We start from the raw sequence: 24,858 nt of genomic DNA, 5'->3' as shown, positions 1-24,858 counted from the left end.
GTGATGGGCCGAATCGTGCTCGTCGTGTTCATCGTGTCGGCCTCCTTCATGCGCCCGTTGCCGGTTCGGGTAGCGTGACGCCCTTGCGCACGGCGGGCCGCTGCGCTATCCGTTCATGCCAGGCGCTCATGTGCGTGTGCTGGCTGAAATCGAAGTCGACGATGCGCGCGATGTGCGTCCAGCCAAAGTGCGCAATGTCGGCGATCGAGTAATCCTCACCAGCCAAGTAGGGATGCTGGCTCAGGCGACTGTCTATCACGGCAAATACGGTTTCTGTCAGGTGGCGGAAGCGTTCGATGGCAGCCGGTATCTTTTCCGGGGCGAACAGTTCGAAATGCACGCGCTGCCCGATGATGGGACCGGCGCTGGATGAGTGGAACTGCAGCCACTTGATCGCCTCCCAGCGCGCCACCGGGTCCTGCGGCAGCAGCCGGCCGGTCTTCTCGGCCAGGTAGAGCAGAATGGCGGCCGACTCGAACAGCGTGATGCCGGTTTCATCGTCTGTGATGACTGGGATGCGGCCATGCGGATTCAGCGCCAGGAACGCCGGCTGCCGGTGTTCGCCCGCGTTGATGCGGACATGGTGCACGCGGTAGGGCAGTGCCAGTTCTTCCAGGGCAATCGTCGCTTTGAAGCCGTTGGGCGAACTGTCGGTGTAAAGATCGATCATCGCAGCATCCAAAATTAAGGTTTACTAAAGACAATTCACAGCACTAAACTTCATGCATCATCGCTGTATCATCGAGCAATCGAAAGCGATCATTTCTAGCTTCTGTCTTTAGAAAAACTAAATCTAATGGCTATCTCACTGCCTCTGCCTGCGCTACGTACCTTTGTCGAAGTTGGCCAGCGCGGCAGCATCAAGGCCGCCGCCGAAGCCCTGCATGTCACCTCCGGTGCAGTCAGTCAGCAGATTCGATTGCTGGAAGATCGGCTGGGGATGGCGTTATTCACGCGGGAACGGCAGGGTTTGCGCCTGACCGAAGCTGGCGCCGGCGTCCATCCTTCGCTGCTCGAAGCGTTCGCGCAGATCGACAAAGCCGTGGACACGCTGGAAGCATTCAAGGGCCGCCAAACGCTGACCGTCAGTACCGTCGCCACCTTCGCCGCATCCTGGCTGGTGCCGAGATTGGGTCGCTTTAGCCAGCGGCATCCGCAGATCGAGGTGCGCGTCGAGGCGACTTCCGCCTTGATGGACATGCGCCGCGACCGTGTGGACGTGGCGTTGCGTCACGGGCTCGGCAATTACCCCGGCCTGGAAGTCACTCGCCTGATGGCTCCGGTGCTGGTGCCGGTGGCCTGCCCGGATCTAGTGGCGCATAGCCATGCCATTCGAGAGCCGGAAGACTGCCTGAACTATCCGCTCCTGCACGATTCCGACCGGGTGGACTGGCCGCTTTGGTTTGCCGCGCACGGTGCGGCCAAGGATCCTCGGGCGCAGCGCGGCACGGCGTTCGAGGACGACTATCTGCTGATCCGGGCTGCTGCGGCCTGCCAAGGGCTGGCCCTGGTGCCGCAGGAATATGCGCGCGAGGAAATCGCCGCCGGCCGCCTGGTGCAAGTGCTGGACAAGCCCTGGCCGGCGCGCTTTGCCTATTACCTGGTCACGCTGCCGGGCGCCATGCAGCGCCCCGAAGTCAGGGCGTTTGCGGAATGGATCAAAGAAGAAGCGCAGGATGCCAACGCTGGCCAATAGAGACGCCACGCTTGCGCCCAGCGTCCCATGACGCGCCACCATTGCTGGGTAGCGCTTGTTGCGACACGCGGGTGATTACGAAAACGAAAAATCCGCCACGAGTTCCAGCGAGCGGATCCACAACACCAGGGCGGTCACCGCCGCTGCGATGATCGCGGCGCGTAGCCAGATCATGGGGCCGTCTTCGGTCGGCGGCGTGCCAGCCGGCAGGTCCTGGGGCCGGGCGTTGCCGGTGATCATCGGGCCTACGATACGCCGCCGGCGTACCGCGACGTACCACACGATGGCGACCAAGTGCAGGGCAACCAGCCCGATGATGATCCATTCATTGCGCTCATGCCATGACGCGAGCCAGGACGAGATGCTGTCGTCGACCCGGCCATATAACGGACCTTGCGTCATGATATCGTCGCTGATGAACAGGCCGCTGATTGTCTGAAAACCCAATACCACCAGCATGGCAATGACGGACAAAGCGCCCAGGGGGTTATGGCCGGCAGAAGTCGCAGCGCCCTGCATATAGCGTTTGATAGCGCCGGGCCCGCGGACAAAGGTGGAAAAACGCGCATAGCGTGGGCCGATCAGCCCCCAGAGCACGCGAAACAGGATCAGGCCTAGCGTGGCCAGCCCGAAGCGGACATGCCAATCCATGTACAAACCGCCCAGCTTGACGCTGACGTAGGCGCCGATGACACAGATGGCCAAGGCCCAGTGGAATAGACGAGTGGGAAAGTCCCAGATGCGGATACAGGAACGCGTGTGCAGCATGGGCGAAGCCGGCTCGGAAAAAGGGAAAACCACTTTATCACGGGCTTGTTGCTTCCAGCGTTTGGAGTTCGATACTTAATCGCCCAACGCGCCGTTCGCAGCCCGAGTGTGCCGCATCGGATGCGGCGCACTCGGGCTGGCAGTCGTTGGAGCTAACCCATTATGTGATGGGATCAAGCTGCCTGCTTGCGTACGGGCTCGATTCGATGCACGTGTTCGTGCCGGAATCGGATACGCATGCCGCGCTGATCTGCGCAGCCGCGGGGGCGCACGACGTCGGTCGTGTACGTCACCGTGCCGTTGATCGGTGCGTTGTAAATCACCGTGGCGCGAATTGCAGGGCCATGAGCCGGCCGCAGGTGCACGATATCGCCGACGTGGATCGGCATCTGATCGAGCTTGGTATGGGCGCGGCGAGGCAGCAGTTCAGACGGCGTAATAGGGTGAATGTAGTGGTTCATTTGAGTTCTCATTATGGTTATGGAAATGCAATGACAAGCCTTGAGCAAGCTGCGTAAAAGCAGGAAAGACCAAAGGGGTGTCAATCTCGAGCCGCAAATGCTGCACGAACGTTGGCCGTATGCGCAATGCGGCAAATGCCTCGGTTGGGGCGGGGCAATTCAAACAAAAGGCCAATGGCCATGGAGTCAAGGCAGGATGGCGGATTAATGTTGGGTGTATTTCGCCAAGGCCGCCGCCGGGATGAATTATGGATTTAAATAATGTGCCAGGCGTTTTGCCTAGCGTATCCCGGGGGCATTTACTGCCAAGTTTTCTAATATAACGCTAAATTATTGTTTTGGCAAGACTTTTCTTGGCAATGGTACAAGCCGACGTTTCTTTTCTTTAAGTCGGCCCATACATGACAGAGTATTACTGACGCATTGCGGCCTGCTGGTGCGCCAGGCGTTGAGCTTCGATGATTTGGTCTTCGAGCTCTGGCGACATTTCCAGGGCGACTTGCGGTGTGCCGCCAGGGGCGGTGGTATCCAGTTTGAGGAGGATGCGCTGGCCATTGAACGCCGCGGGTGCTGCCTGGATGTCTATATATCGTTGAACCAAGGCGTCGACCGCTTGCTGTGCGCGCGCCATGGCAGCGGCGTCCAGCGATTGGCCGGCCAGCTCCTGGTTCACCACGCGAGCGAGGTCCGATGTGAAAAACAGGAATGCCGACGAGCCTCGGCAGTCGGGATGGGTGTAACCCCAGGGTTGCGATTCGCTGGAGCCGGTAACAGAAGGCGAAGAGTTGGATGCGTTCATGTCGCCATTGTAGGGTAGTCTATGCGGCGTAAGCGGTCCGGCTGCGGCGTGAGCGACAGGCAGCCGGCGCAGTATCGGCGTATTTCAGGAGAATCATGCGTATCGCCTTTCAGTTCATCAGCATCGTCTTGCTGAGTATGGCCATTGCCGGCTGCGTCAATAAAGAGCCGGAGCAACGTGCCGCGTTTATTGCATGGCTGCAGACTCAGGTAATTGATACGGCCGATCGCCGCGTTCCCGCGCTGGACGAGACGCAGCGTGATGCGTTGGGCGATTATGCCGACCAATATGCGGTGCTGAGTGCCGTGGACAATGCTGTCCAGCAACAAATGCAGAATCTGACGAATGCTTTCGAGCACGAGGAGCTGGCATCGCTAGCGCAGCTGCAGGCACGCCACCAGACCCTGTTGGCCGACCGTCAAGCCTTGGCTGCCGGGCAAGAGGCACTGCGTCAGGCACAGGCTCATGCGCAGTCCGAGCGTGCCGAATGGGAGCAGCCTGCGGACCTGCAGCCGGTGTACACCAAAGCCTACGACAAAATCGCGACCCAGCCGGTCGGCGTCCTGGACGAGCTGACTGCTATAGCCCTGGCTTCTTTGGATGACGCCCTGCGTGTAGCGGATTTCCTCACCAAGCACGCGGATCAGATCACGATCGAAGCCGACTCTGCCGCTGTGCGCGATCCCTCTGTGCAACGCGAGCTCAACCAACTGCTCGATACGTTGAATAGTCACGCTGCCGCTGTCGAGCAGGCACAAGCTCGTTTGCAGACATTGCAGCCCCTATGATCCGACCATTTGTACAATCGCAGCACTCGCGGCCAACGCCGCGCATGGAATTCACGCTATGAATGGCTCCAACCTGCATTACCGCTTTTTCCTGTTTCTCCTGGTGGTCGTGTCGATCGCCTTTGTCTGGGTATTGTGGCCGCTGTATGGCGCGGTTTTCTGGGGCGCGATTCTAGCCATCATTTTTGCGCCGATTCATCGGCGCATCGCCGCCAAACTCGGCGGCAGGCGCAATCTCGCGGCACTGATCTCATTGATGCTGGTGTTGGTGGTGGTGATCGTACCGGTGACGTTCATTGCCGGCTCGCTGGTGCAGGAGGGCAGCAGTCTGTATCAACGCGTCAAGTCAGGGAATTTGAACTTCGGTTCTTATGTGCAGCAGATACTGGATGCGATGCCCGCCAGCGTGCAAAACATGATGGATCGTTTCGGAATCGGCGATCTATCCAGCATGCAGGACAAGCTGACTGCCGGCGCCATGCAAGGCAGTCAGTACATCGCCACGCAGGCATTCAATATCGGCCAGAACACCTTTGAGTTTCTGATCAGCTTTGGCGTGATGTTGTATCTGCTGTTCTTTTTGCTGCGTGATGGCTCGATTGTGTCGGCGCGGTTGCGCGAGGCAATTCCCTTGAGCGATACACACAAATTGCACTTGCTGCGCAAATTCACCACCGTGATCCGGGCAACCGTCAAAGGCAACATCGCTGTGGCGGCTGCGCAGGGGGCGCTGGGCGGGGTGATTTTTTACATACTTGGCATCCAGGGGCCGGTGTTATGGGGCGTAGTGATGGCATTTCTGTCATTGCTGCCCGCCATCGGCGCAGGCTTGGTCTGGGGGCCGGTCGCCGTCTATTTCCTGGTCTCGGGCGAGCTGTGGCAGGGCGTGGCGTTGGCTTTGTACGGTGTGCTGGTGATCGGCATGGTCGACAACGTATTGCGTCCCTTGCTGGTCGGTAAAGACACCAAGCTCCCCGACTATGTGGTGCTGATTTCCACGCTGGGCGGGATGGGGCTATTCGGGCTGAACGGCTTTGTGATCGGGCCGTTGATCGCCGCGCTGTTCATTGCATCGTGGGACTTGTTTTCGTCGGATTTTGCGACCTTGACGGGTCAACGAAAAGGACAGCGTTCGCAGCGGCGTGACAGTCATGAATGGCGTATGCCGCAAGACGGATCATCCAGCCAGGCGCGCCCCGCTCAAGCGCCTCGTGTGGCCCATGCGCAACGTTCTACAGATACAAAATCGGGGGATTTCACCTCGGGAGCGCAACATTCCGACCAAAATAACCCGCCCCGTCAAAGTGCTCGCTCCCGGGGAAAACGGCGATCCGACAAGATCTGATGTCAAAAGCCGGGCGCGAATGTACTGAATTATGGCTTATGTAACTTTTTCGTAATGGTTTTCAAAGATTGCAAATGGCCATAGTTTGATCATGTTCTTGGTCTACTCTGAATGGGCAGGACATCATCAGGGAGATCCGCTATGGACACTTATGCTGCGTTCGCTTCCAAGGTGAGCTATACCATTCGTCCTCGTGTGCACGAGGCCGACCTGGGCGAATACCGGGGGTGTGTCGAGGTCATTGGCCGTGAATCCGACTGGACGTTCAGCTTTACGCGTTTTTGCGAGGTTGCCCGTCCCAGCCGCGAGCGGGCGGAACATGACGCCATGCGTCTTGCGCAACATCTGCGGGACACCGAGTGCGGTGATGGCAAGAGCTGGATCTTGCCAGGGCAGATCAGCCAAACAGGCGAGCAAGCGCTGCTCGCCGATATCCCGAGCAGCCTGCTCAACCCCAGCCCCGGCCCCGCCACTGGCCGCCGCGGCAAGCGGCATCTGCGTGTGGCGGCGTAGTCGCTGCAGTCAGGCCGCTAGTCCAGTTTGAGATTGGCGGCCTTGATGACCGGTTTCCATTTTTGGAGATCGTGCTCTATGGTTTGCGCAAATTGATCAGGCGTCGTCGGCATGGCCGTTGCGCCTTGAGCTGCCAGCGCGTCTTTAATGTCCTGGAGCGCAAGAATCTTGTTCAGCTCCGTATTCAACGTCTGCACGATATGCTTGTCTGTCTGTGCCGGCGCCAGCAAACCATACCAGACGCGTACGTCGAAATCGGGATAACCCAGCTCGGCGACGGTTGGTACATCTGGCATGGCGGGGCTGCGCTTGGGCGAGGTGACCGCCAAGGGAATCACGGTGCCTGCTTTGATCTGCGGTGCTGACGAGGGTATGGATGTAAAGATGATGGGGATCTGTCCGCCCAACAGGTCGGCCATCGCCGGACCAGAGCCCTTGTATGGCACGTGCACCAGTTTGATATCGGCCTTTTGTTGCAGCAGTTCCGCAGCCAGATGGGTAATCGTGCCTGCACCGGGCGAACCATAGTTGATGGTGCCAGGTGCTTTCTTGGCCGCTTTGATCAAATCGTCCAACGACTTGTAGGGGCTGTTCTTGCCCGCCACGACGATCAGCGGGGCTTCGCCGACGATGCCGATGGGTGCAAAGTCCTTGATCGGGTCATAAGTGAGTTTGCTATAGAGCGAGGGCGCGACGGCCAGATTGTCGGTCTGGCCCATGACGATTTCGTAGCCGTTGGGTTGCGCGCGTGCTGCGGCCGAGATACCAACCGTGCCGCCCGCGCCGGCGCGGTTTTCTGCGACGACGTTCCATTTAGTGGTCTCGGCCAATTTCGCCGCAACGGTACGAGAGAGAAAATCGGTACCTCCGCCGGGGGTGAACGGTACGATGATGCGAATCGGTTGGTCGGGATAATTCTTTTGCGCCACGGCGGGCATTGCAAGGGCCATAAAGCAGCCCGCGAGTAGGGTGGCACGTAGCATGATGTCTGTCTCCTTTGGGGGTTGTGCGCTGGTCATGATGCCAGCGTTGTGTACTGCTCGATGCGAATAAGGCCCGAGTGCAGGCCTTGTGTAGGTATTTCAGATTTTGCCGGCTTGGCGCAGTTGGGCTATGTATTCGCGAGAGAGCCCCAGCTCGGTGAGCACGTCATCGGTGTCAGCCCCGAGTTCTGGTGACGCGCGATATGCCCGGCAGGGTGCTTCGGTGAATTTCACAGGAAAGCCCAGCATGCGTACTTGTTGGCCATCCGGATGCGGGACGTCAATCGCCATTTCTTGATCTGCGACTTGGGGATCGGCAAAGACCTCTCGCAGGTTCATCACTGGTCCGCACGGCACACCGTAGCGATTCAAGCGCTCGATCCAGTAGTGCGTAGGTTGTTCTCGAGTGCGTGCCTCGACGATGGCCTTGATCGACGTCCGGTTCAGCATGCGATCGGCGTTTGCCTGGAAATCGGGATGGGTGCGCAACTCCTGTAATTCCAGCGCATCGAGGAGTTTTTCATACATTGCGTCGTTGGACGGCGCAATCGCCACCTGGCCGTCTGCCGTTTCGAACAGACCGTATGGCGCGACGATGCCGTGATCGTTGCCGGTGCGGGCAGGCAGTTGTCCATTGGCGAAATAGTTTGCCGCATGAAAACTAAGCAGGCCTATCATGCTGCTCAGCAGGCTGACGCTGATCGTATCGCCGCGGCCCGTGCGGTCACGCCGCAGTAGTGCAGCCATGACGCCCAATGCGCCGTTCATCCCGGCAATCAAATCGCTGATAGGCGGTGCGGCACGCATGGGAGGATCACTTTCCGCGCCATTCAGGCTCATGAATCCGCTCATGGCCTGGGCGATGAAATCGAACGAAGGCCGGTCACGGTAGGGGCCCGATGTGCCGAATCCGTTGATACTGCAGTGAATGATGTCGGGCCGCAGGACCTTCAGCGCGTCGCTGCCCAAGCCCATTTTTTCCATGATGCCCGGGCGATAGTTCTCGATGATGACATCGCAGCGCGGGATCAGGCTGCGCAAAATGTCCTTGCCTTCCTGGCTGTACAAGTCCAGGGTCACGGATTTCTTGTTGCGGTTGTAGTTCGCGAAATACCAACTCAGGCCATCGCGAATGACACCCTGGCGGCGTACTGGGTCACCTTCACCCGGCGTTTCGATTTTGATCACCTCGGCGCCCATATCCGCCAGGATCGACGTGCAGTAGGGGCCGGAGATAATTCGAGTCAGATCGAGAACGCGAATTCCCGTCAATGGCATGTTCGTGTCTTGTTCAGATGGATGCATGTGTCAGCCGCCCAGGCTGGGTAGCCATAAAGTCAGTGGAGGAAAGGCGCAGATCAATGCGAGGACGATCAACGACCAGATAAAGAACGGAATGACCTCGCGTACGATAGGGCCGATAGGGGTGCGGCCTACCGCAGAGGTCACAAAGAGCAGAATGCCGACGGGCGGTGTCAGCATGCCGGTCATCAGATTCAGGATCAAAATCATCGCGTACTGGATCGGATCCATGCCTAGTTGTGCACCGATCGGCAACAGCGCAGGCAACGTGATGATCATGGCGGGCAGGGGTTCCAGGATCTTTCCGACCAGGATAAGAAAAACATTCACCGTCAACAGGATCACCCAAGGTTGATCCGATATCCCCAAAATGGCATGGGCAATCGAGGCCGCGACACGAGATTCGCTGATCAGCCAACTGAACGGGCCCGCCGCCGCGAGCAGAAACAACACCACCGCCATAGTGCGGCCGGCCGAATAGAACACTTCGCTCAAATTCCCCGGCTTCAGTTCGCGATACACCAGCAGGCCAACCAACAGGGCATAGACCGCGACAAAGGCGGCCGCTTCGGTATCCGTCAACAGGCCAAAACGAATTCCCACGATGATCAAGATGGGCATCATCAACGCCCAGATCGACGCACGCGTCACGCGAGCACGTTCCGGCCAGCTGGCCCTGGGCCGCGAGCGATAGTGATGACGGCGCGCCTGCCATGCGCATATGGCCATATAGCCTGCCAGCAACATGAAGCCGGGAATGACGCCTGCCAGGAACAGGCGGATGATCGACAAATTGGCCAGCACAGCGTAGACGATCATCGGGATGGAGGGCGGCAGGATAGGGCCCAACATGGCGCCGCACGCGATGACGGCCTCTGGGTAGCCGCGTCGATAGCCCTCTTGTTTCATCGACGGAATCATCGCCGTGCCAATGGCGCTGGCGTCGGCGACGGCTGAGCCGCTGATGCCGGCCATGACCAGATTGGTGGTCAACGAGACCTGCGACAGACTGCCGCGCAAGTGGCCCACCATTGCCATGGACCAGTCGATCAGGCGCAGGGTGACGCCGCCGCGGTTCATCAGCTCGCCAGCCAGAATGAATAGGGGAATCGCCACCAGGGCAGTTTCGTCGATGCTGCCGAGCATTGTCAGCGGCGCCTGCACGATGTCTACGCCGCCGCCCGATTTGAACAGCATGCCCACCATCGCTGCCGTAATCATCGAAAAACCAATATCCAGGCCTATCAATATCAGCACAATGAACAGAATGACCGAGCCGATGATCATGACGGGTCTCCTGGCGGCACCGCCGTATGGTCCACGTCCGGCTCGGTGTGAAAGACATCCTGTGGAGGCGGTGCCTGAGGAATGATCAGACGCAGAGCCAAAAACAGGATGAAAAACACCATGCCCGTTGTCAGGGAGGCATAGCTCACGGCATAGGTGAACGGCGTCCCTACGATGTCTTGAAACCGGCCGACGGCGACCACATCCAGTCCTTTGACGAACAGCGTAATGGCCAGCACGAGCAGCAGTGCATCAAAAAGTCTATCTCGGACCTTGCGCACGCGTTCAGACAGATGTCGGTCGATGATATCGATGACCACGTTGCGGCGCTCCCGCAGCGCCATCGCCGCACCTAAAAAGGCAGACCACAGCATGCCGATACGCGCTATCTGGTCCCAGGCATCGAACTGGGTTTTCAGGGCATAGCGGTCCAGCACCTGGAAAAAACAGGATATCAGCACGACGGCCAGCGTCAGGACGACGCTCAATCGGCCGATCCAGCAAACCACGCGGTCCGCTCGCAATACCCACGAACGCCAACCGGTGGCGCTGTGCAAGACAGCAGAGGAGGGTGCAGCCGCGCGTATCGGCACGCTCATGGTTCACTCCTGCATTTTTTGAATGCGCTCGACCAGGCCTTCGGGCCAATCTTTGCCCTCGTATTGTTTGTAGACGTTGGCCAGCGCGGCCTGGAACGCGGCTTTGTCGGGTTGCGTATAGGTCACGCCGGCATCTTTCAGGATTTTGACGGCGTTGTCGTCCAGTTCCTTGTCCAGTTTCGTCGCGACTTGGCCGCCGGCCTTGGCAGCGGCGACAAGGGCAGCACGCTCTTTGTCGCTCAGGCCCTGCCAGGTGCGTTCGGAAATGAACCAGCCGGTGAGTTCATAGGCGTGGTCTGTCGCAGCCCAATATTTGGCTTCCTCATGAAAGCGCAGCGGAATGGACAGATCGAAACCATTGTCCTGCCCGTCTATCATGCCTCTGCCCAAGGCGGTATAGATCTCTGTCATGCCCAAAGGAACCACCTGCGCGCCCAGCGTTTCAAACGTGGTCTTCAGGATCGGAATGGACGGAATGCGCAGTTTCAAGCCTTTCACGTCCTCCGGTTTGTTGATCGCGCGTGAGACGGTCTGCAGCGCGCGGGGCGACCGGATGCCGAAAGCGGCAAACACCCGGACGCCGGACTTCTTGGCGACCTCGTCGAAAAGTTTTTGGAATTCTTCGCTATTGACGATACGTTCGGCTTGCTCGCCGCTTTTGAATAAGTAGGGCGCGTACAGAATGTTCAGGGGTTGCGCGCCGCGCAGAAAGACCACCGAACCCAGGCCAAAATATCCCATGTCCAAGGTGCCTAACTGCATGGACGAGAGGATCTTGCTGATATCCCCGAGTTGTCCGTCGGTATAGACATGTACCTTCAGATCGTCTTGTGACTGTTTGGCCGCCTCGTCAGCGAAGGCGCGCATCGCATGGTCCCAAGGGCTGTTTGAGGCGGCGATGGTGGCGATCTTCATCTCGCGCGCCTGCACGTCGCCTGCGAAACCTAATGTGCCGGCGACGAGCGCGGCGGCCACCGATACCGTCAACAATATTTTTTGCCTGCAGGCCTGCGTAAGCCATTGCTGCTTCATGATGTCTCCTCCTTGGGGGCTCGTCGTCTACGGACGTATTGCCTTTGTGATGCGCATGTAAATCGCGCCGATCTTTACCAGTTCCAGTGCACGGGCTTCAGGCCAGCGACAGGGGCGTCGAACACCGCCAGCGAGGTGCCGTTGATGCAGCCCATATATGCCGTTTTTCTATCGGGTCCGCCAAAGGCCAGGCTGGTGATGTTCTGCAGCTTGACGCTATGGTTGTCGTACACCAGGGGGCGGCTCAGGCGATTCGCGAGATATTCGGTTTCCAGCTTGTCGATATGTGCAGTATCGAGGTCTTCGATGATCAGTTGTTGTTTGCCGTCAGGGCTGACGCGGATGACGCGGTTGGACACAACGCTGATGACCCAGACATGGCCTTCTTCGTCTACCGCCATGCCATCCGGATAGGTGCCTTTGCCAAATTCGGTAATGACAGTGCGTTCACTCAGGGTGCCGCGCGCTCCGATGCGAAAGCGCAGCAGGCGGCGGCCGAAGGTCTCGTTTACATAGAGGAACTGACCTGTGGGATCCGCACGGCATTCATTAGTCCAATGTATGTCCTGTGCGACGACGCGCACGCCTTGCTGGTCCTGCACTGCGATGAATCCATCGGCTATATCGCGGCGGAACTGATGATCGCCTTTGCGTACGGTGCTGACGCAAATCCACAATCGTTCCGCGTCATCCAGCCAGACAAAATTTACACTGGGTAGCGCGACGCCATCGATCTCCTGGATATGGGGCGTCGCCTGTCCATTGCGGGTAATGCGCCATACACCGCCGTTATCGGCCAGATTGGCGACGGTAAAGGATCCGTCGCGCATCAGGGCAAAGCCATTGGGAATGAGGCCTGGTTGGGCGCCAATCAGGCGGGCGTCGCCATTGGACTGGATGTGCCGAATACCGCCAGCTTTATCCGAAACGTAAAGATCCCCCGCGGCGGTGCAAAGCACACATTCCGGACGGTTGAGATTGACGGCAGTTTCACGTATCGCCGAGAGCGGCAGTGCCGCGGGCGATAGACCGGTCGTATCGTTCATCAAGGCTCCTCGGCGTTAACCCACAGCAGCAGTGGCGGCATGCACATCATGCAGATTGAGACGCGGGCCCGCCTTCATCAATTGCCCGGGCAGGCGCCGTCCTACTACGCCTTCCAGACGCTGTGCAATGCGGATCAACGCCTGCAGGTCAATGCCGCTGTCGATGCCCATTTCGTCCAGCAAATAGACCAGGTCCTCGGTACAGATATTGCCGGTGGCGCCGGGTGCGAACGGACATCCGCCAAGGCCTGCCAATGAGGACTCATAGGACGTAATGCCTGCACGCAGGCCTTCGACAACATTGACCAGGCCTATGCCGCGCGTGTTATGAAAATGCAGGGATATCTTCATGTCGGGGGCTTCGGCGCGCAGGGCTTCTACTGTCTGCCGTACGAGCTTCGGTGTTGCCATGCCGGTGGTATCGCCCAGCGTTACCGCGTTGAATCCCAGGTCTACGAAGCGGTTGAAGATGGTCTTGATCGTGCCCAGGTCCACATCGCCTTCAAATGGACAGCCGAAGGCGACGGCAATGGCGCCCTTGCGTTTCAACGGTTTGTCCTTGAGCAATTCGGCGATCTCTTCGATATCGCGTAGCGACTGCTCGATAGGTCGGTTCAGGTTTTTCAGGTTGTGGCTTTCCGTGGCCGACAAGAAAACCACTACTTCGTCTGCCTCAGATTCCAGCGCACGCTCGACGCCTTTGCGGTTGGGAGCCAAGGCACTCAGTACGACCCCCGGCTGTTTGCGCACCCCTGCGAGCACGTCGATCGCATCGCGCATCTGCGGGACGGCGCGCGGGGACACAAAGGAGGTAGCCTCGAAATGCCGCACGCCGGCATCTATCAAGGCGTGGAGAATATCGACTTTCGTGTCGGTAGGCACAAACTCGGATTCGATCTGCAATCCGTCGCGCAGGCCTACCTCCACGATCTCGACTCGATCTGGAAGCGTCACGGCGTCTGTCTCCTGATGGCCAGGCTGGCAGCGGTCGAGCCCGGCGTGCTGATGTCGGTTTTTATGTTCCGAGATCAGCGCCGATGCGACAATTCGTGAATATTCGATGGGCCATCGCCAAACGCGATGGCTGATGCAGCAAGCCTTGGCGTCGGGGCGATGCTTTTCAGCCCGGGCGGGATGGCCAGCCGCAGCGTGAATCAGGCGGCTTCCTGGATGAGATGGTCGAGCAACCGTCTGGCGGCGCCCGACAGCGCTTCATTGCTGCGTACGCACAATTTCAATTGGCGTTGAGCCCACATGTCCTTGAGCGGGACGATGCGCAGGTCCTCGGTAGTATGTATCGACAGGGCCTTGACCGGCACGATGCCCAGGCCCAGATTGGCACGGACCATGGCCACCAGCGCATCGTATGAGGTGACCTGAAAACGCAGGCGCAGCGTCCGGTTGATCGCCGCGGCCTCGCGCGTAAACAGATAATTGGCGGCGCTGCCGCGATGCATGCCGACGTGGTCATAGTCCAGCGTTTCGGCAAACGCGACGGATTTGCGTCTGGCCAAGGGGTGATTACGTGGGATGACCACGGCCATCACGTCGCGGTGATAGGGAAAGACGTCCAATCCCTGTTCGTCATCGGACTGGGTATAGACTCCGATGTCGGCCGCACTATCCAGGACGGCACGGGTGACGCCTGCGCTGACGGATTCTTCCAGATCGATCTGCACATTGGGGTGCTGATCCATGAATCGACGCAGCTCGGCCGGCAGAAACTGGGCGATCGAAGACAGGTTGGCCGCCACACGGACGCGGCCGCGCAGGCCGGTGGAGTAGTCGCGTATCTCGGACGCCAGATCCTGCGTTTGATGCAACAGGGCCCGGGCACGCCGCGCCAGCGCGCGGGCGGCGCTGGTCGGTTCTACCCCGCGGGCGTGGCGTTGAAACAGGGTGACGTCGAGCGTGCGTTCCAGCTCGGAAAGCCGCTTGGATAAAGCCGAGGGTGCAATGTGCTCGCGCACGGCGGCAGCGGCGATACTGCCTTCTTCGAGCACGGCCAAGAAAACCTGCAGGGAATAAAGATCTAGCCGAGTGCTCATGTTTCGCAAGGTTTGATGCCTGCGTATGCTCATCCGGACGCTGACGCATACTCGCGTCAGCGTTGCCGGGCCTGGCTGACTACTTTATCCCAATAAAGGGCAGGGCAGAGCCGGGGACCTGCGTCTCGGGTAGTTTGCCGTCCCATTTTTCGACGGCATTCAGGTTGACGAGATTGGTGTTGGTGGCCAACGCGCGGGCCTTGGCTTCGATGGCTGCGGCCTCGGCATCGCCACGCAGTTTGATCCCGTCGGCTTCGGCTTTGTAGGAGGCCACGCGCGCGCGGGCGGCAGCCTCTGCCTGAACGACCTGGATTTCCGCCTGGATTTCTGCGGTCTGCTTCTGCTGGCGGGTCGTTTCGATCTGCACCTGGGCCAGCATGCGTTTTTCGATACTGTCTTCGTAAGCTTTTGAGAAGCCGACTTCTTCGATTTGCACGCTCACAACGTTGATGGGCACATCCTGCAGCGCCGCACGCATAGCAGTGTTGGCATCCATGCCCATTTTTTCGCGCTGTTGAATCGCGCTGGCGGCGGTGTATTTGCCGAAGACGTTCTTGATCACATCGAAGGTGCGGCGCTCAATCACGCGCTGTTCTACGTTTTCGAGGGTTTGATATTCGGAATACAGCTCAGCGACTTTGGCGGGCGGCACCTGATAGGTGATCGACACGCGCAGCGTGGCCGGTTGCTGGTCATAGCTGTAGGCTTCCAGCGGTGCGGAATGCTGGCCGCCAAAAGTAATCGTGTGATCTCGCACGGAAATCGGATGCACCGCATCGATGACCGGTATTTTGAAACCCAGGCCGGGCTCGGCCACCGCCACGATTTTGCCGTTGCGCAGCACCACGCCGCGATCGCCCTGGTCCACCTGGAACCAGGATCCAAAAACGAGCGTCACAATGATCGCAAAGATCACGATGCCCAGGAATCCCCACTTCACTGCCCCGCGCGCCTGTTGTGCGACGTTTTCCATTTGCTGCTTGGTTGCCATGAGGCTCTTCTCCGATTATCTAAAACGGTTGCCGTTGCGTTCGGCAAAATAGGCTTTGATGCCTTTGACCAGAAAGAAAGCGACCACGGCTATCCCGATCAGTATGAATACGGTACGCATGCGTATTATTCCTTTTTTGCTGGTACGGGCCGAATCATACGTCATCTACAATTGAGCGCTGTGCCGGCGATAGAGACGCGCCGGCCCGCAGCCTCATAAAAGCAGTATGACCCGCCCCAAGAAATCAGCCCCGAAAAAGAAACGTTCAACTTCCAAGACGCAATCCAGACCGGCCAATCGCTTGATGCGATTTATGCGGGCATTCGTCGTTGCCGGGATAGCCGGTTTCAGTGCCGGCACGTATTTCCTGAATCCGCAATGGGATATGCCGTCTCAGTGGCGATTGCCGAGTCAATGGCAGCTACCGGCATCGGCAAAGGAAATTCTGGCTCATCTGGGCTGGCCATGGGAGCGGCTGACCCAAGGCGCCGGGCAGGGGACATCTGCCCAGACCGCACCCGCCGTCAAACTGAGCGGCCCATCGGTTCAAACTCAATTTTTCGCGTGCCCGCAGTTTTTCCCCAGCCAGCATCCGCCCATCGTCCCGGCAACACAGGGCTTGCGCGAGTTGTGCTTTTCCGGATTTGCCATCCTGCACAGCGGCCAGACCAAGACGCCGGTTTTTGTGGCCGAGCGCTTGAATCGCCAGCTGTTGACGCAGGCCCAGGGATTACAACGGACCGACAAGTTCTATAGCGAAGCGCGTTTGCCCCAGGCCGAGCGGGCCGATCTGGACGACTACAAGGGCTCGGGTTATTCGCGCGGCCATATGGCGCCTGCCGCGGATATGTATAGCTCGCAGACCATGGCGCAGAGTTTTTCGTTGGCCAATATGGTGCCGCAGGACCAGACGCATAATGCGGGCCCCTGGAGCCGTATTGAGCAGGACACGAGAAAATATGTGATGAGGGCGTCGGGCGATGTTTACCTGTTCACCGGTCCGGTCTATACCGAAAACCCGAAGGCCATCGGTGACGGGGTTGCGATACCCGCCTATCTCTACAAACTCGTCTACGACGCGACGACGGGACGGTCATGGGCATATTGGCAGGCCAATAGCGCCAGCACCAAGGCAGGTCCACCGATTACTTACGACGAACTGGTCAAACGGACCGGGATACAGTTTTTGCCGACAAGGGCTGCGGGGACGGCATCGGCGATGCGATCCGGTGGGGCAGCTGCGGGCTCGTCGGCTCAGTAATAGCCCGGCGCCATCGCCTGTCGAGTGTATTTTCAACAGAGATGCTTCAAATGTAATCTTTATTAACTGTCATACGGCTGGCATCTCGAAAATCTAGCATGGTCCCGGAAATGTCATAGTCGGATCAGAGTATCCGTGCTCATCTAACACCTGGATCGAGTTAGGGTCATGAATAGAGTCGTTGTCGCAGAGACCGCCCTGGGCGCGGTGCTGGAATTCAAATGCATGCATGGACGAGAAGCGCTGTCCGAATTGTATGAGTTTGAAGTAGAGCTCGTCGCGAAAACAACGGCTATCAGCGGGACGTCGGTATTGGGCAAGCCCCTGACGCTGGAAATAGAAACCGAGGGTGGCGCAAAACGTTATTTGAGTGGCGACGTGGTCCGGTTTGCCTATATCGGGCAGGAGTCCGGAGGGCTGCGCCTGGCACGTTATCGCGCCACCGTCAGTCCCTGGCTGTGGTATCTGACGCGCAACCGCGACTGCAAGATCTATCAGAACAAAAGCGTGGTCGAAATACTGGACGAGGTGCTGGGGTCATATTCCGGCTACGTTTATGAGAAGCAACTGCAGGGCAGCTACCGGACCCGCGAATACTGCGTCCAATACGAAGAAAGCGATTTCGATTTCGTCAGCCGGCTGATGGAACACGAAGGGATTTATTATTATTTCAAGCACGAAAAAAATCAGCATATCCTGGTGCTGACCGACGATATTGGCGAGCACAAGCCTTTACCGGATTATCCTGCTTTGGATTATTTTCCCCGGGACAGGAATGTCCTGGCCAGCGAGCAGACGATTCATGCCTGGAGCAGTGGCGAAGAGTTGCGCGGCGTGGAATACGTCGTTAATGACTATAACTTCAAAAAATCCAGCTTGAATCTGCATAGCCGGCTCAAAGAGGCATATCCCGTAGAGCAGGCCAATCGCGAGATCTATGAATGGCAGGGCGGATACGCCGATATTCAAGACGGTGAGCACTACGTCAAGATTCGGCTCGAGGAAACTCGATCGGCCAGTGAGCGGAGCAGCGGCAGCGCCAATGTGCGTGGGCTGGCTCCCGGCTATACGTTCAAGTTGCGGCGCAGTCCGCGCAAGGTGGATATCAAGGAGTATCTCATTGTCTCGGTCGAGTATTTTCTGACCGAGGCGGGTTATCACTCTGGCAGCGAGGACGGTGAATATCGGTTCGAGTTCACGGTTCAGCCGACGAGTCTGCCTTTCCGGGCGCCAATGAACACGCCCATTCCCAAAACCACTGGTCCACAGACAGCGGTCGTGACGGGCCCGGCGGGAGCAGAGGTCTATACCGACGAATACCAGCGCGTGAAACTGCATTTTCGTTGGGACAGGTATAACCGGCCCGATGAAAACAGCTCATGCTGGGTGCGCGTATCGAATGATTCGGCGGGTAATGGCTATGGAGCCGTCAGCACGCCGCGCGTTGGCCAGGAAGTCGTAGTGGATTTCATCGGCGGCAATCCCGACCGTCCCTTGGTGACGGGGCGCGTCTATAACGATCGCCAGATGCCGGCGGGCGGATTCACCCCATCACCGACTATTGTGGGATTCAGCAGCCGTTCCCATCACGGCACTCCCGCCAATGAAAGCTATTTTTATATTGAAAATAAGCTGGGTGCCGAGTACGTGCGACTGCATTCGGAAAAAGATCTGCATGTAGTCGTCGAGGGCCTGGAGACGCGTGATGTGGGCGAGTCGCGCACCACCACGATCGGTGATTATGAGGACAATACGGTCGTCGGCTATCAGAAGAACCTCGTCAAGTCCTATCGGGATACGACCATCGAGGGATACGACAAGCTCACGGTCACCGGGGGCGATCGAGAAGAAACCTTCAAGCACAAATACAGGAACACGACCACATCGGACATTGACATGACGTCGACCTCGGGCCATGTCCACATTAAAGCGGACAGCGGCTACGGCGTATTCGAGGCGGATAACTATATACGCGTCAAATCGACTGGCGACAACAGTGTCTGGCTGCAAAAGGGCGGACCGGACCATCAGTTGGAATTCGCCGGCGACAATGCCACCCTGAAAGCGCCTACTGACGTTTATATCGATGCGACCGGCGGCAAGGGCGAATTTACGACGGCCACCAGCATGAAACTGTTTTCGGATGCTGGGCCGCTGGATATTCAACGAGGCGGTGCGGATCATTCCATCAACATGACGGGTGGCGACATGATGGTGAAGTCGCCCAGTACGATCACGCTCAAGACCAGCCAGCTGATCATGGACGCGCCCACGGTCAAAGATGTTCATAAATCGAATTTCACAAAAGGCATATGGAAAGGCGAGGCCTTTGTGGAGATATTTCAGTTCCGCGCTTTCCATCAGTCGATTTCGGCGGCGAGACATCAGTTGAACGTGTCGCAGAATACGTACTACGTGAAAAAGCTGGATCTGGGAGTGCTCAAATTGGATTACTGCGCATTCCGCGGCCAGAATGAGCCGGCCAGGTTCGAGATGGGTGGTCCCAAGGTATTGCTCAAGGCGCTGCTGCTGGTTGTTTGATGAAAGTCCTGAAGCCCAATCGCCTATCGTGCCTGACTCGCCCATATCGGTATCTGAACAATAATTACCTGGCGGTCAGCGCATATGTGATGATCGACTTTTCCTCGGAGTTGTTCCTGGAGACTGAGCAAAGGCTCTGGGGCATATTCAATGAAGAGTCCGTCCTGAACTTCGGTGTCGAAGCTTTGGATCTGGGCATTCCCAAGCGCACACCGGAAATCATTTTGAACGCCTATGGCTTCGGTGCCTATGCGATCGATGGCAGGACGGCCGTATCGATGTCCGTCAACAACGTCAGAAAAGATCTATGGGTGACCGGCGAGCGCTATTGGTCAGACGGCAGGCCCAGCCGCGCGCTGCCTTTCGACAGGATTCCCATCAGTTGGCGCAATGCCTACGGTGGACCAGGATTTGATGAGAACCCGGTGGGCAAAGGCTATGTGGAAACCGACGTCAACGGCCTGCGCGCCCGCTTCCTGCCCAATGTCGAAGATCCGGCCTACCCCGTCAATCGGGAAGGGCAGCACTATCACCCTGCCGGGTACTCGGCGATTGCCATTGAATCCCCGGGCAGGAATCGGATGCTCGGGACCTACGATGAGCAGTGGCGCACGCATGAGTTTCCCGGATTTGCGCGGGATATCGATTGGAGCTATTTCAATCAGAGTCCGCCAGGGCAGCGGCTGAATCGGCTCGAGGCGGGGGATCAGATTACGTTTATCCATCTGCATCCAGAAAAGGAAAAGCTGGTCACGACGGTCCCGCCGTTGGCTGCCAAAGCGTTTATCAAGCACGGGGCAGATGCCGCGACGAATAGTGGGTTTTTGAAAGACGTTCCGTTGAGCCTCACGACCTATTGGGCCTATCCGCACCTGGAAAAGGCGATTCTGGTGTATCAGGGCGTGGTGGAGATCAGCGAGGATGACGCCAGTGACATCAGCCATATCGTGTATGCGGTGGAGCACCACGATTCCCCGAAGGCGTTGGCTCACTACGAGGATATCTTTCACAAGCGTACTCACCCCGAGACGGGGGGATTTCATGCGTTGTTGGATAAACAACTCGTTGACGCCCGTTTGATTCGTGCGACCTCGCTGGACGAGGTGGAGCTTTCTCCGCTGCTGCGTAACAAGCTCAGGAAACTGGAGAAGGAGCTGACGAACAACGTTCTGCAGGATGTTCCAAAATCAGAGAAATCCGCGGCGGTGCTGGAGGTGGAAGCAGAGCTCGCCTGGCTGAAAAAAAGCCAAAATGGAAAAATCGCGCAGGACGACATGATCGAAGAGGCGCTCAACCGGCAGCGTCAAACCATGACGCTGAAGGCCGCCAAGGAACGGTTCCGCAAGGGACGGCAAAAAACTGCGCCAGACGCCGATGATGTGCCGCAATCGATGGTCGATGCGCGCGAGCGGTTTCTGAAGGAGCAGCAAGAAGCGTTATTGGCCTCCCTGAGAGAAGAGGCCCAGAAACAGGTCGAAGCAGTCGGGGGAGCGCAGGCTGGCACTGCCAGCGCCGCACATAGTCAATTGCAGCAGTTGCGGCGACAGCAGCTCGAGCGGTTCGAGGACACGGTGGCCAGAGCGCCCGGCGCGCAAACCGGCAAGCGCGACTATTCCGGCAATCCCAGGACCTTGTATCGTATCTATGGGCTGAATCAGCGCAATACCGAGCCACTGCCTGCGGGCTTTGACGGCTACGGATTGCAGGAATTTATCGCGACCAGTACATCCTATTCAGGCTGGGATGTGAGCGGCCTGGTCATCAGAGACAGCCGTATTTCGGACTGTGATTTCGCCAAGGCGAAGATGGCATGTTGTGATTTTGATCGCGTTGTTTTTACCGGCTGCGATTTTTCGTCGGCAGATTGGACGCGGGCGCACTTTAATGAGTGTCAATTTATCGATTGCCGATTGTCTGGCGTGCAGTCGGATAAGGCACGCTTTGAAGCCTGTCGCTTTGTTCGATCGGATCTGCAGGAATGGATGCATTTCAGGATCAGGCTGAAAGACTGCATTTTTGAGCGCTGCCGCTTTGTCAATTTTCCGGTTGTGCGAGGCAGATTGGAGCGCGTGGCCTTTGAGCATTGCCATTTCTTAAGGCATACCTTTCTCAAAGGATCGATTGACGGGTTGCGCATGGAGGCTTGCCATATCGATTCGATGACATTCGTCGAAATGCAAAAGCTGCAGGCGTTTCACATAATCGAAAGCAATGTGTCCAAGCTCTATATTGCCCCCTCGACCATGATCGAAGATATCGAAATTTCTCACTCGACTATCTCGGCCTCGAGCTTCAGAAAGCTCGACCTTATCCGAGGAAACATCCAGGCCAGCGATTTGAGTACCTGCGATTTTTCAGAAACGAAGATGCGTGAGATCAGTCTGGCGGATAGCTTCTTCAAGCAGAGCTTGTTTATCCGGACCGATTTGTCTGGCGCACGCATCATCAATTCGGATTTCAGCAAGGCACAAATGAAGTCCGCCGACTTGAGCGCTGCCACGTTGCAGCACGTGTCTTTTTTCAGTGCCGAGCTGGCCATGATCAAAGCCGATGCAGGCACGGCTCAGCGCGATATGTTGATGGAACGGTCCAATATTTATCCCTTGCGTAAATAAATCATGGAGCAAGCAGCAGTACAACAGCAGTTTTTGTCTAAAGTGAGCGAGGGAGACTCGATCGAGGGTTTTCTATGGAAAGACCTGCATTGGCAAGGGATCGAATGGCACGGTGCCGAAGTCCAGAAATGCATTTTTGAGCACAACCGGTTTATCGGAATGGACTGGTGGTCATGTCACCTGGATACCGTCGTGTTCGCTGGAGTCAGTTGGTCAGAAACAAGACTCAGAGATTGCGTATTTACGAGCTGCAGATTCGTGAACTGTGTCTTCGAGAGGACGGTCTTTAATGCGCATCAGTTTGTCGAGTGTGCCTTTGAAGCCTGTGTGTTCAGCGAATGCCAGTACCTTGAGGGCGCGTTGGCCAATTCGCCGGTGCTGGATTTGAGAATAGAGGCTTCTCGCATAGAGAAACTCGTTATGTCCGGCAATCAACAGGTACATCTGCAGTTCAAGGACTCGACCTTTATGCATCTCGTCTTGACGGACTTTGATTTCAAGTGCCTGACTTTGGAGAATACCGCCTTCACGAATCTGATTGCACTGGAATGCACTGCTAGGAACTATAGCTTTCAAGGCACACAGTTGACCCAAAGCCAGTTTACGGACAGCGATATGTCGGGCAGCGACTTTTCGCACGCGAATCTATTTCAGGCCTGCTTCAAGGGGTGTGAATTACAGGAGTGCCGATTCGATCGTGCAGATATGCGCCAGGCCTTAATGATCGACGCCAATGCTGCTCACGCGATTTTTGCGGGTGCGCAGCTAGAGTGCGCTAATTTGTCGGGCACTAACGGCGAGCGCGCCGTATTTTGCGGCGCCAACATGACGATGACTGCACTCAATCGCTGCAATCTGCAGTATGCGGATTTTTCCGATTGCAGCATGGAGTTCACGGATTTCTCGTACGCCAATATCAGCCATGCCGATTTTCGGGGCGGGCGTTTCATGCGCAGCAAACATCATGCGGTGATTGATGACGGGACTCGTTATGGGCCCAAGCAGGGCATTCTCCCGCCCGATCATGAATTATTGCGTGCTGAACAATGGGTGAAATTGTGATGAATCATCGTCAATCGGATAGCAATATGCAGGTCGATCTCGATAGTGAGGCAGGTAATCAGATCGGGCAACCGGATACATTGCAGCCGCTGCTGCAAAAAAGGCCGAATTCGCTCAATGGCGATACGCATGTCCATAGCGCGTTTCTGGTAGAGGCGCATGATCATGCCCGTTTCACGGTCAGCAATCGTGAACACGGACGTCGGTATGAGGTCAAGCGCGCGGCGAGCTGCCTGCTATTGCCCGAGCCGGGCGACAAGGTCCTGGTATCGGGGGACGCCGCGGGCGGGCTATATATCATTGCCGTGCTGGAACAGCGTACGGCCGGTAGCATGACCTTGCAGGTCGATGGCGCGCTGACGGTCTGCGCAGACGAGCTGTCGTTGCAGGGTGGCCGCCGTCTCGCGATGAATACGGAAGCCTTCAGCCTGGAAGCCGGTTCTGGGGCCGTCGACGCGAAAAGCTGGACAGTCAAGAGCCATTACCACATGCTGGCCAGCGCAGAGCTCAATGTCGTGGCGCGGGCATCGAAATATAGCGGCGACCAACGAGAGTCGTATTACCGGTCCGTCACGGAAACGGTGGGCCAATCGTCACGGTATGTGGCGGGCACAGATACAGTCAAAGCCATCAATCTGGACTACGCCGCGGATTTCATTGCCCGGCTCAGCGGCAATACCACGCTCGTCAATGGTGAGACCGTGGTGAAGGCCGATGGCAAACAAATTTTGGTGGGTTAGCTGTCAGCTCCCGTAAAGGAAAACGTCATGTTTGCAAATGCACAGTTTGGCGGAATGGATCTGGGTTTTCCGGATGTCTGCAAGACGCCTATTCCACCGATTCCCTATCCCAATATTGCCCTGGGGCCGTTGACTATTCCTATTGCGTTCAATGTGCTGGCTGGCGGCGGGCCGTGGCATAACCTGATGAGTGTCCGTCCGCTGACGATGGGTGATACGCCCGGGATTGGGTTGGGGCTCGTTTCACAAACCGTGATGTCCAGGCAGCAGCATGTCACGGGCGCATTTACGGTTATCGTGAGGGGCACGCCGAGTACGCGGGTAACCAGTATCGGTCCGGCTAATCTCATCAATTGCCCGCTGTCATGCCGTATCGTTCCCAGCCAGCTGAAAGTGCTGGTATGTGCGCCTTGATGATTGCGCACGGGTACAGTGTGATGGCTATCACGGATTCATCGCTATGAGCGAAACACTGATTTCGTTGCTGGTGTGGATGACGGACGAGGTATGGCCGTTTCCGGTTCTTATTCTCGTTCTGGTGCTCGCTGTATTGCTGATTGCCCGGCTGATGCGCGTGCCTCAATCTAGCAAGGGACTGCTCGCCGTACTGGTGGTCCTGATGCTTTTCATCCCATTCGGCACGCCAGCCTTGCTTATTTTTGGCTCCAGCCTGACCGCGCCGTTGATCTATCACTACGGCGTCCCGGGGCAGGCGGTAATCGTCTCTAGCGCACAGACCGGCAATATCTATAACAATCAGCCTGTCGAGCGTTATACCGTCGAACTGCAAAAGGCCGATGGGCAAAAGATCGCCACACACTTTGATAGTTCGGACTTCAACGTCTATCCGTCGCGAAATCAGGTGCGCTATCCGGCCGCTGGCCAGCCGTTCCCGGTGCATTATCTGGCCAGCCGTCCGCAGAGTTTTGTGATTTTGGTGGAGGGGGCAGCGCCTCAGGCCGAGCGCTGAGTGGCCGGTGT

23 protein-coding genes and 1 pseudogene are annotated in these 24,858 nt (G+C 57.5%); 11 read left to right on the top strand and 13 right to left on the bottom strand.

The annotated features are described in order from the left end of the window. Window positions 1-46 precede the first annotated feature (46 nt). Window positions 47-670: a glutathione S-transferase family protein gene (locus tag CAL20_RS14360; RefSeq protein ID WP_094821797.1), complete on the bottom strand. Its 624-nt coding sequence runs from the start codon at window positions 668-670 to the stop codon at window positions 47-49. A gap of 126 nt (window positions 671-796) precedes the next feature. On the opposite strand from CAL20_RS14360, the gene gcvA reads away from it, so the two are divergent. Then, a complete protein-coding gene (gene gcvA, locus CAL20_RS14355; RefSeq protein ID WP_176456520.1) occupies window positions 797-1,696 on the top strand; it encodes a transcriptional regulator GcvA in 900 nt (299 codons plus the stop codon). 75 nt (window positions 1,697-1,771) lie between these two features. On the opposite strand, the gene CAL20_RS14350 is transcribed toward gcvA, so the two are convergent. The 3 genes from CAL20_RS14350 to CAL20_RS14340 all read right to left on the bottom strand — a co-directional run bounded on the left by CAL20_RS14350 (window position 1,772) and on the right by CAL20_RS14340 (window position 3,724). Further along, the gene (locus CAL20_RS14350) at window positions 1,772-2,464 is read right to left on the bottom strand and encodes a cytochrome b/b6 domain-containing protein (RefSeq protein ID WP_094821796.1); all 693 of its coding nucleotides are present in this window, start codon (window positions 2,462-2,464) and stop codon (window positions 1,772-1,774) included. A gap of 173 nt (window positions 2,465-2,637) precedes the next feature. Next, window positions 2,638-2,925: a hypothetical protein gene (locus CAL20_RS14345; protein WP_094821795.1), complete on the bottom strand. Its 288-nt coding sequence runs from the start codon at window positions 2,923-2,925 to the stop codon at window positions 2,638-2,640. Window positions 2,926-3,337: 412 nt separating this feature from the next. After that, window positions 3,338-3,724 carry a hypothetical protein gene (locus CAL20_RS14340; protein WP_094821794.1) on the bottom strand — a complete coding sequence of 129 codons (387 nt, stop codon included), beginning with the start codon at window positions 3,722-3,724 and terminating at the stop codon, window positions 3,338-3,340. Window positions 3,725-3,819: 95 nt separating this feature from the next. Between CAL20_RS14340 and CAL20_RS14335 the strand changes: the two genes are divergently transcribed. The 3 genes and pseudogenes from CAL20_RS14335 to CAL20_RS14325 all read left to right on the top strand — a co-directional run bounded on the left by CAL20_RS14335 (window position 3,820) and on the right by CAL20_RS14325 (window position 6,370). Further along, complete coding sequence (locus CAL20_RS14335; protein WP_094821793.1) at window positions 3,820-4,512, top strand: DUF3053 family protein; 693 nt, start codon at window positions 3,820-3,822, stop codon at window positions 4,510-4,512. A gap of 58 nt (window positions 4,513-4,570) precedes the next feature. Further along, window positions 4,571-5,602 (top strand): annotated as a pseudogene (locus tag CAL20_RS14330) (AI-2E family transporter); the annotation flags it as partial. Window positions 5,603-5,998: 396 nt separating this feature from the next. Then, window positions 5,999-6,370 (top strand): hypothetical protein, encoded by a 372-nt coding sequence (locus CAL20_RS14325; protein ID WP_094821792.1) that lies wholly within the window; start codon window positions 5,999-6,001, stop codon window positions 6,368-6,370. 17 nt (window positions 6,371-6,387) lie between these two features. Here CAL20_RS14325 and CAL20_RS14320 read toward each other — a convergent pair whose 3' ends face one another. The 9 genes from CAL20_RS14320 to CAL20_RS14280 form a co-directional block, all read right to left on the bottom strand. After that, a complete protein-coding gene (locus tag CAL20_RS14320) occupies window positions 6,388-7,353 on the bottom strand; it encodes a Bug family tripartite tricarboxylate transporter substrate binding protein (RefSeq protein ID WP_094821791.1) in 966 nt (321 codons plus the stop codon). 99 nt (window positions 7,354-7,452) lie between these two features. Continuing rightward, window positions 7,453-8,658 (bottom strand): CaiB/BaiF CoA transferase family protein, encoded by a 1,206-nt coding sequence (locus CAL20_RS14315; RefSeq protein ID WP_254924095.1) that lies wholly within the window; start codon window positions 8,656-8,658, stop codon window positions 7,453-7,455. Window positions 8,659-8,661: 3 nt separating this feature from the next. Then, on the bottom strand, window positions 8,662-9,942 hold the full coding sequence (locus CAL20_RS14310; RefSeq protein WP_094821790.1) for a TRAP transporter large permease: 1,281 nt from the start codon (window positions 9,940-9,942) through the stop codon (window positions 8,662-8,664). Next, a complete protein-coding gene (locus tag CAL20_RS14305; protein WP_094821789.1) occupies window positions 9,939-10,541 on the bottom strand; it encodes a TRAP transporter small permease in 603 nt (200 codons plus the stop codon). Before CAL20_RS14305 ends, CAL20_RS14310 begins: the two co-directional genes overlap by 4 nt. Window positions 10,542-10,544: 3 nt before the next feature. Beyond that, on the bottom strand, window positions 10,545-11,573 hold the full coding sequence (locus CAL20_RS14300) for a TRAP transporter substrate-binding protein (RefSeq protein ID WP_094821788.1): 1,029 nt from the start codon (window positions 11,571-11,573) through the stop codon (window positions 10,545-10,547). 74 nt (window positions 11,574-11,647) lie between these two features. Next, the gene (locus tag CAL20_RS14295; protein ID WP_094838175.1) at window positions 11,648-12,619 is read right to left on the bottom strand and encodes an SMP-30/gluconolactonase/LRE family protein; all 972 of its coding nucleotides are present in this window, start codon (window positions 12,617-12,619) and stop codon (window positions 11,648-11,650) included. Between the two features lie 15 nt (window positions 12,620-12,634). Further along, on the bottom strand, window positions 12,635-13,573 hold the full coding sequence (locus CAL20_RS14290) for a hydroxymethylglutaryl-CoA lyase (RefSeq protein WP_094838174.1): 939 nt from the start codon (window positions 13,571-13,573) through the stop codon (window positions 12,635-12,637). A 200-nt stretch (window positions 13,574-13,773) separates the two neighbouring features. Further along, a complete protein-coding gene (locus tag CAL20_RS14285; RefSeq protein WP_094821785.1) occupies window positions 13,774-14,667 on the bottom strand; it encodes a LysR family transcriptional regulator in 894 nt (297 codons plus the stop codon). Window positions 14,668-14,746: 79 nt separating this feature from the next. Further along, a complete protein-coding gene (locus tag CAL20_RS14280; RefSeq protein ID WP_094822114.1) occupies window positions 14,747-15,640 on the bottom strand; it encodes a prohibitin family protein in 894 nt (297 codons plus the stop codon). Between the two features lie 244 nt (window positions 15,641-15,884). Between CAL20_RS14280 and CAL20_RS14275 the strand changes: the two genes are divergently transcribed. The 7 genes from CAL20_RS14275 (at window position 15,885) to CAL20_RS14245 (ending at window position 24,847) form a co-directional block, all read left to right on the top strand. Next, window positions 15,885-16,919: a DNA/RNA non-specific endonuclease gene (locus tag CAL20_RS14275; RefSeq protein ID WP_094821784.1), complete on the top strand. Its 1,035-nt coding sequence runs from the start codon at window positions 15,885-15,887 to the stop codon at window positions 16,917-16,919. A 168-nt stretch (window positions 16,920-17,087) separates the two neighbouring features. Further along, a complete protein-coding gene (locus tag CAL20_RS14270; RefSeq protein WP_094838173.1) occupies window positions 17,088-19,460 on the top strand; it encodes a type VI secretion system Vgr family protein in 2,373 nt (790 codons plus the stop codon). Next, window positions 19,460-22,075, top strand: coding sequence for a DUF2169 family type VI secretion system accessory protein (locus CAL20_RS14265; RefSeq protein ID WP_094838172.1), 2,616 nt, complete (start codon window positions 19,460-19,462; stop codon window positions 22,073-22,075). Before CAL20_RS14270 ends, CAL20_RS14265 begins: the two co-directional genes overlap by 1 nt. 3 nt (window positions 22,076-22,078) lie before the next feature. Continuing rightward, window positions 22,079-23,137 carry a pentapeptide repeat-containing protein gene (locus CAL20_RS14260; protein WP_094838171.1) on the top strand — a complete coding sequence of 353 codons (1,059 nt, stop codon included), beginning with the start codon at window positions 22,079-22,081 and terminating at the stop codon, window positions 23,135-23,137. Then, window positions 23,137-23,877 (top strand): DUF3540 domain-containing protein, encoded by a 741-nt coding sequence (locus CAL20_RS14255; RefSeq protein ID WP_176456519.1) that lies wholly within the window; start codon window positions 23,137-23,139, stop codon window positions 23,875-23,877. The genes CAL20_RS14260 and CAL20_RS14255 overlap by 1 nt, the downstream gene beginning before the upstream one ends. Window positions 23,878-23,904: 27 nt before the next feature. Continuing rightward, entirely contained in the window at window positions 23,905-24,291 is a 387-nt protein-coding gene (locus CAL20_RS14250; protein ID WP_094838170.1) for a DUF4150 domain-containing protein, read from the top strand. A 46-nt stretch (window positions 24,292-24,337) separates the two neighbouring features. Next, on the top strand, window positions 24,338-24,847 hold the full coding sequence (locus CAL20_RS14245) for a hypothetical protein (protein WP_094838169.1): 510 nt from the start codon (window positions 24,338-24,340) through the stop codon (window positions 24,845-24,847). Window positions 24,848-24,858: the final 11 nt, after the last annotated feature.

The organism is Bordetella genomosp. 4, from assembly GCF_002261185.1.
Lineage (GTDB): Bacteria > Pseudomonadota > Gammaproteobacteria > Burkholderiales > Burkholderiaceae_B > Bordetella_A.
The sequence above is the reverse complement of the archived record's forward strand: the minus strand, read 5'-3'. Positions and strand labels throughout refer to the sequence as shown.

Coding starts and splice junctions, on each gene's coding strand:
- CAL20_RS14315 (WP_254924095.1), bottom strand. CDS start 8,658: ATGCATCCATCTGAACAAGACACGAACATGCCATTGACGGGAATTCGC.
- CAL20_RS14250 (WP_094838170.1), top strand. CDS start 23,905: ATGTTTGCAAATGCACAGTTTGGCGGAATGGATCTGGGTTTTCCGGAT.
- CAL20_RS14310 (WP_094821790.1), bottom strand. CDS start 9,942: ATGATCATCGGCTCGGTCATTCTGTTCATTGTGCTGATATTGATAGGC.
- CAL20_RS14270 (WP_094838173.1), top strand. CDS start 17,088: ATGAATAGAGTCGTTGTCGCAGAGACCGCCCTGGGCGCGGTGCTGGAA.
- gcvA (WP_176456520.1), top strand. CDS start 797: ATGGCTATCTCACTGCCTCTGCCTGCGCTACGTACCTTTGTCGAAGTT.
- CAL20_RS14280 (WP_094822114.1), bottom strand. CDS start 15,640: ATGGAAAACGTCGCACAACAGGCGCGCGGGGCAGTGAAGTGGGGATTC.
- CAL20_RS14340 (WP_094821794.1), bottom strand. CDS start 3,724: ATGAACGCATCCAACTCTTCGCCTTCTGTTACCGGCTCCAGCGAATCG.
- CAL20_RS14320 (WP_094821791.1), bottom strand. CDS start 7,353: ATGCTACGTGCCACCCTACTCGCGGGCTGCTTTATGGCCCTTGCAATG.
- CAL20_RS14345 (WP_094821795.1), bottom strand. CDS start 2,925: ATGAACCACTACATTCACCCTATTACGCCGTCTGAACTGCTGCCTCGC.
- CAL20_RS14325 (WP_094821792.1), top strand. CDS start 5,999: ATGGACACTTATGCTGCGTTCGCTTCCAAGGTGAGCTATACCATTCGT.
- CAL20_RS14350 (WP_094821796.1), bottom strand. CDS start 2,464: ATGCTGCACACGCGTTCCTGTATCCGCATCTGGGACTTTCCCACTCGT.
- CAL20_RS14260 (WP_094838171.1), top strand. CDS start 22,079: ATGGAGCAAGCAGCAGTACAACAGCAGTTTTTGTCTAAAGTGAGCGAG.
- CAL20_RS14245 (WP_094838169.1), top strand. CDS start 24,338: ATGAGCGAAACACTGATTTCGTTGCTGGTGTGGATGACGGACGAGGTA.
- CAL20_RS14300 (WP_094821788.1), bottom strand. CDS start 11,573: ATGAAGCAGCAATGGCTTACGCAGGCCTGCAGGCAAAAAATATTGTTG.
- CAL20_RS14295 (WP_094838175.1), bottom strand. CDS start 12,619: ATGAACGATACGACCGGTCTATCGCCCGCGGCACTGCCGCTCTCGGCG.
- CAL20_RS14255 (WP_176456519.1), top strand. CDS start 23,137: ATGAATCATCGTCAATCGGATAGCAATATGCAGGTCGATCTCGATAGT.
- CAL20_RS14275 (WP_094821784.1), top strand. CDS start 15,885: ATGACCCGCCCCAAGAAATCAGCCCCGAAAAAGAAACGTTCAACTTCC.
- CAL20_RS14285 (WP_094821785.1), bottom strand. CDS start 14,667: ATGAGCACTCGGCTAGATCTTTATTCCCTGCAGGTTTTCTTGGCCGTG.
- CAL20_RS14335 (WP_094821793.1), top strand. CDS start 3,820: ATGCGTATCGCCTTTCAGTTCATCAGCATCGTCTTGCTGAGTATGGCC.
- CAL20_RS14265 (WP_094838172.1), top strand. CDS start 19,460: ATGAAAGTCCTGAAGCCCAATCGCCTATCGTGCCTGACTCGCCCATAT.
- CAL20_RS14360 (WP_094821797.1), bottom strand. CDS start 670: ATGATCGATCTTTACACCGACAGTTCGCCCAACGGCTTCAAAGCGACG.
- CAL20_RS14305 (WP_094821789.1), bottom strand. CDS start 10,541: ATGAGCGTGCCGATACGCGCGGCTGCACCCTCCTCTGCTGTCTTGCAC.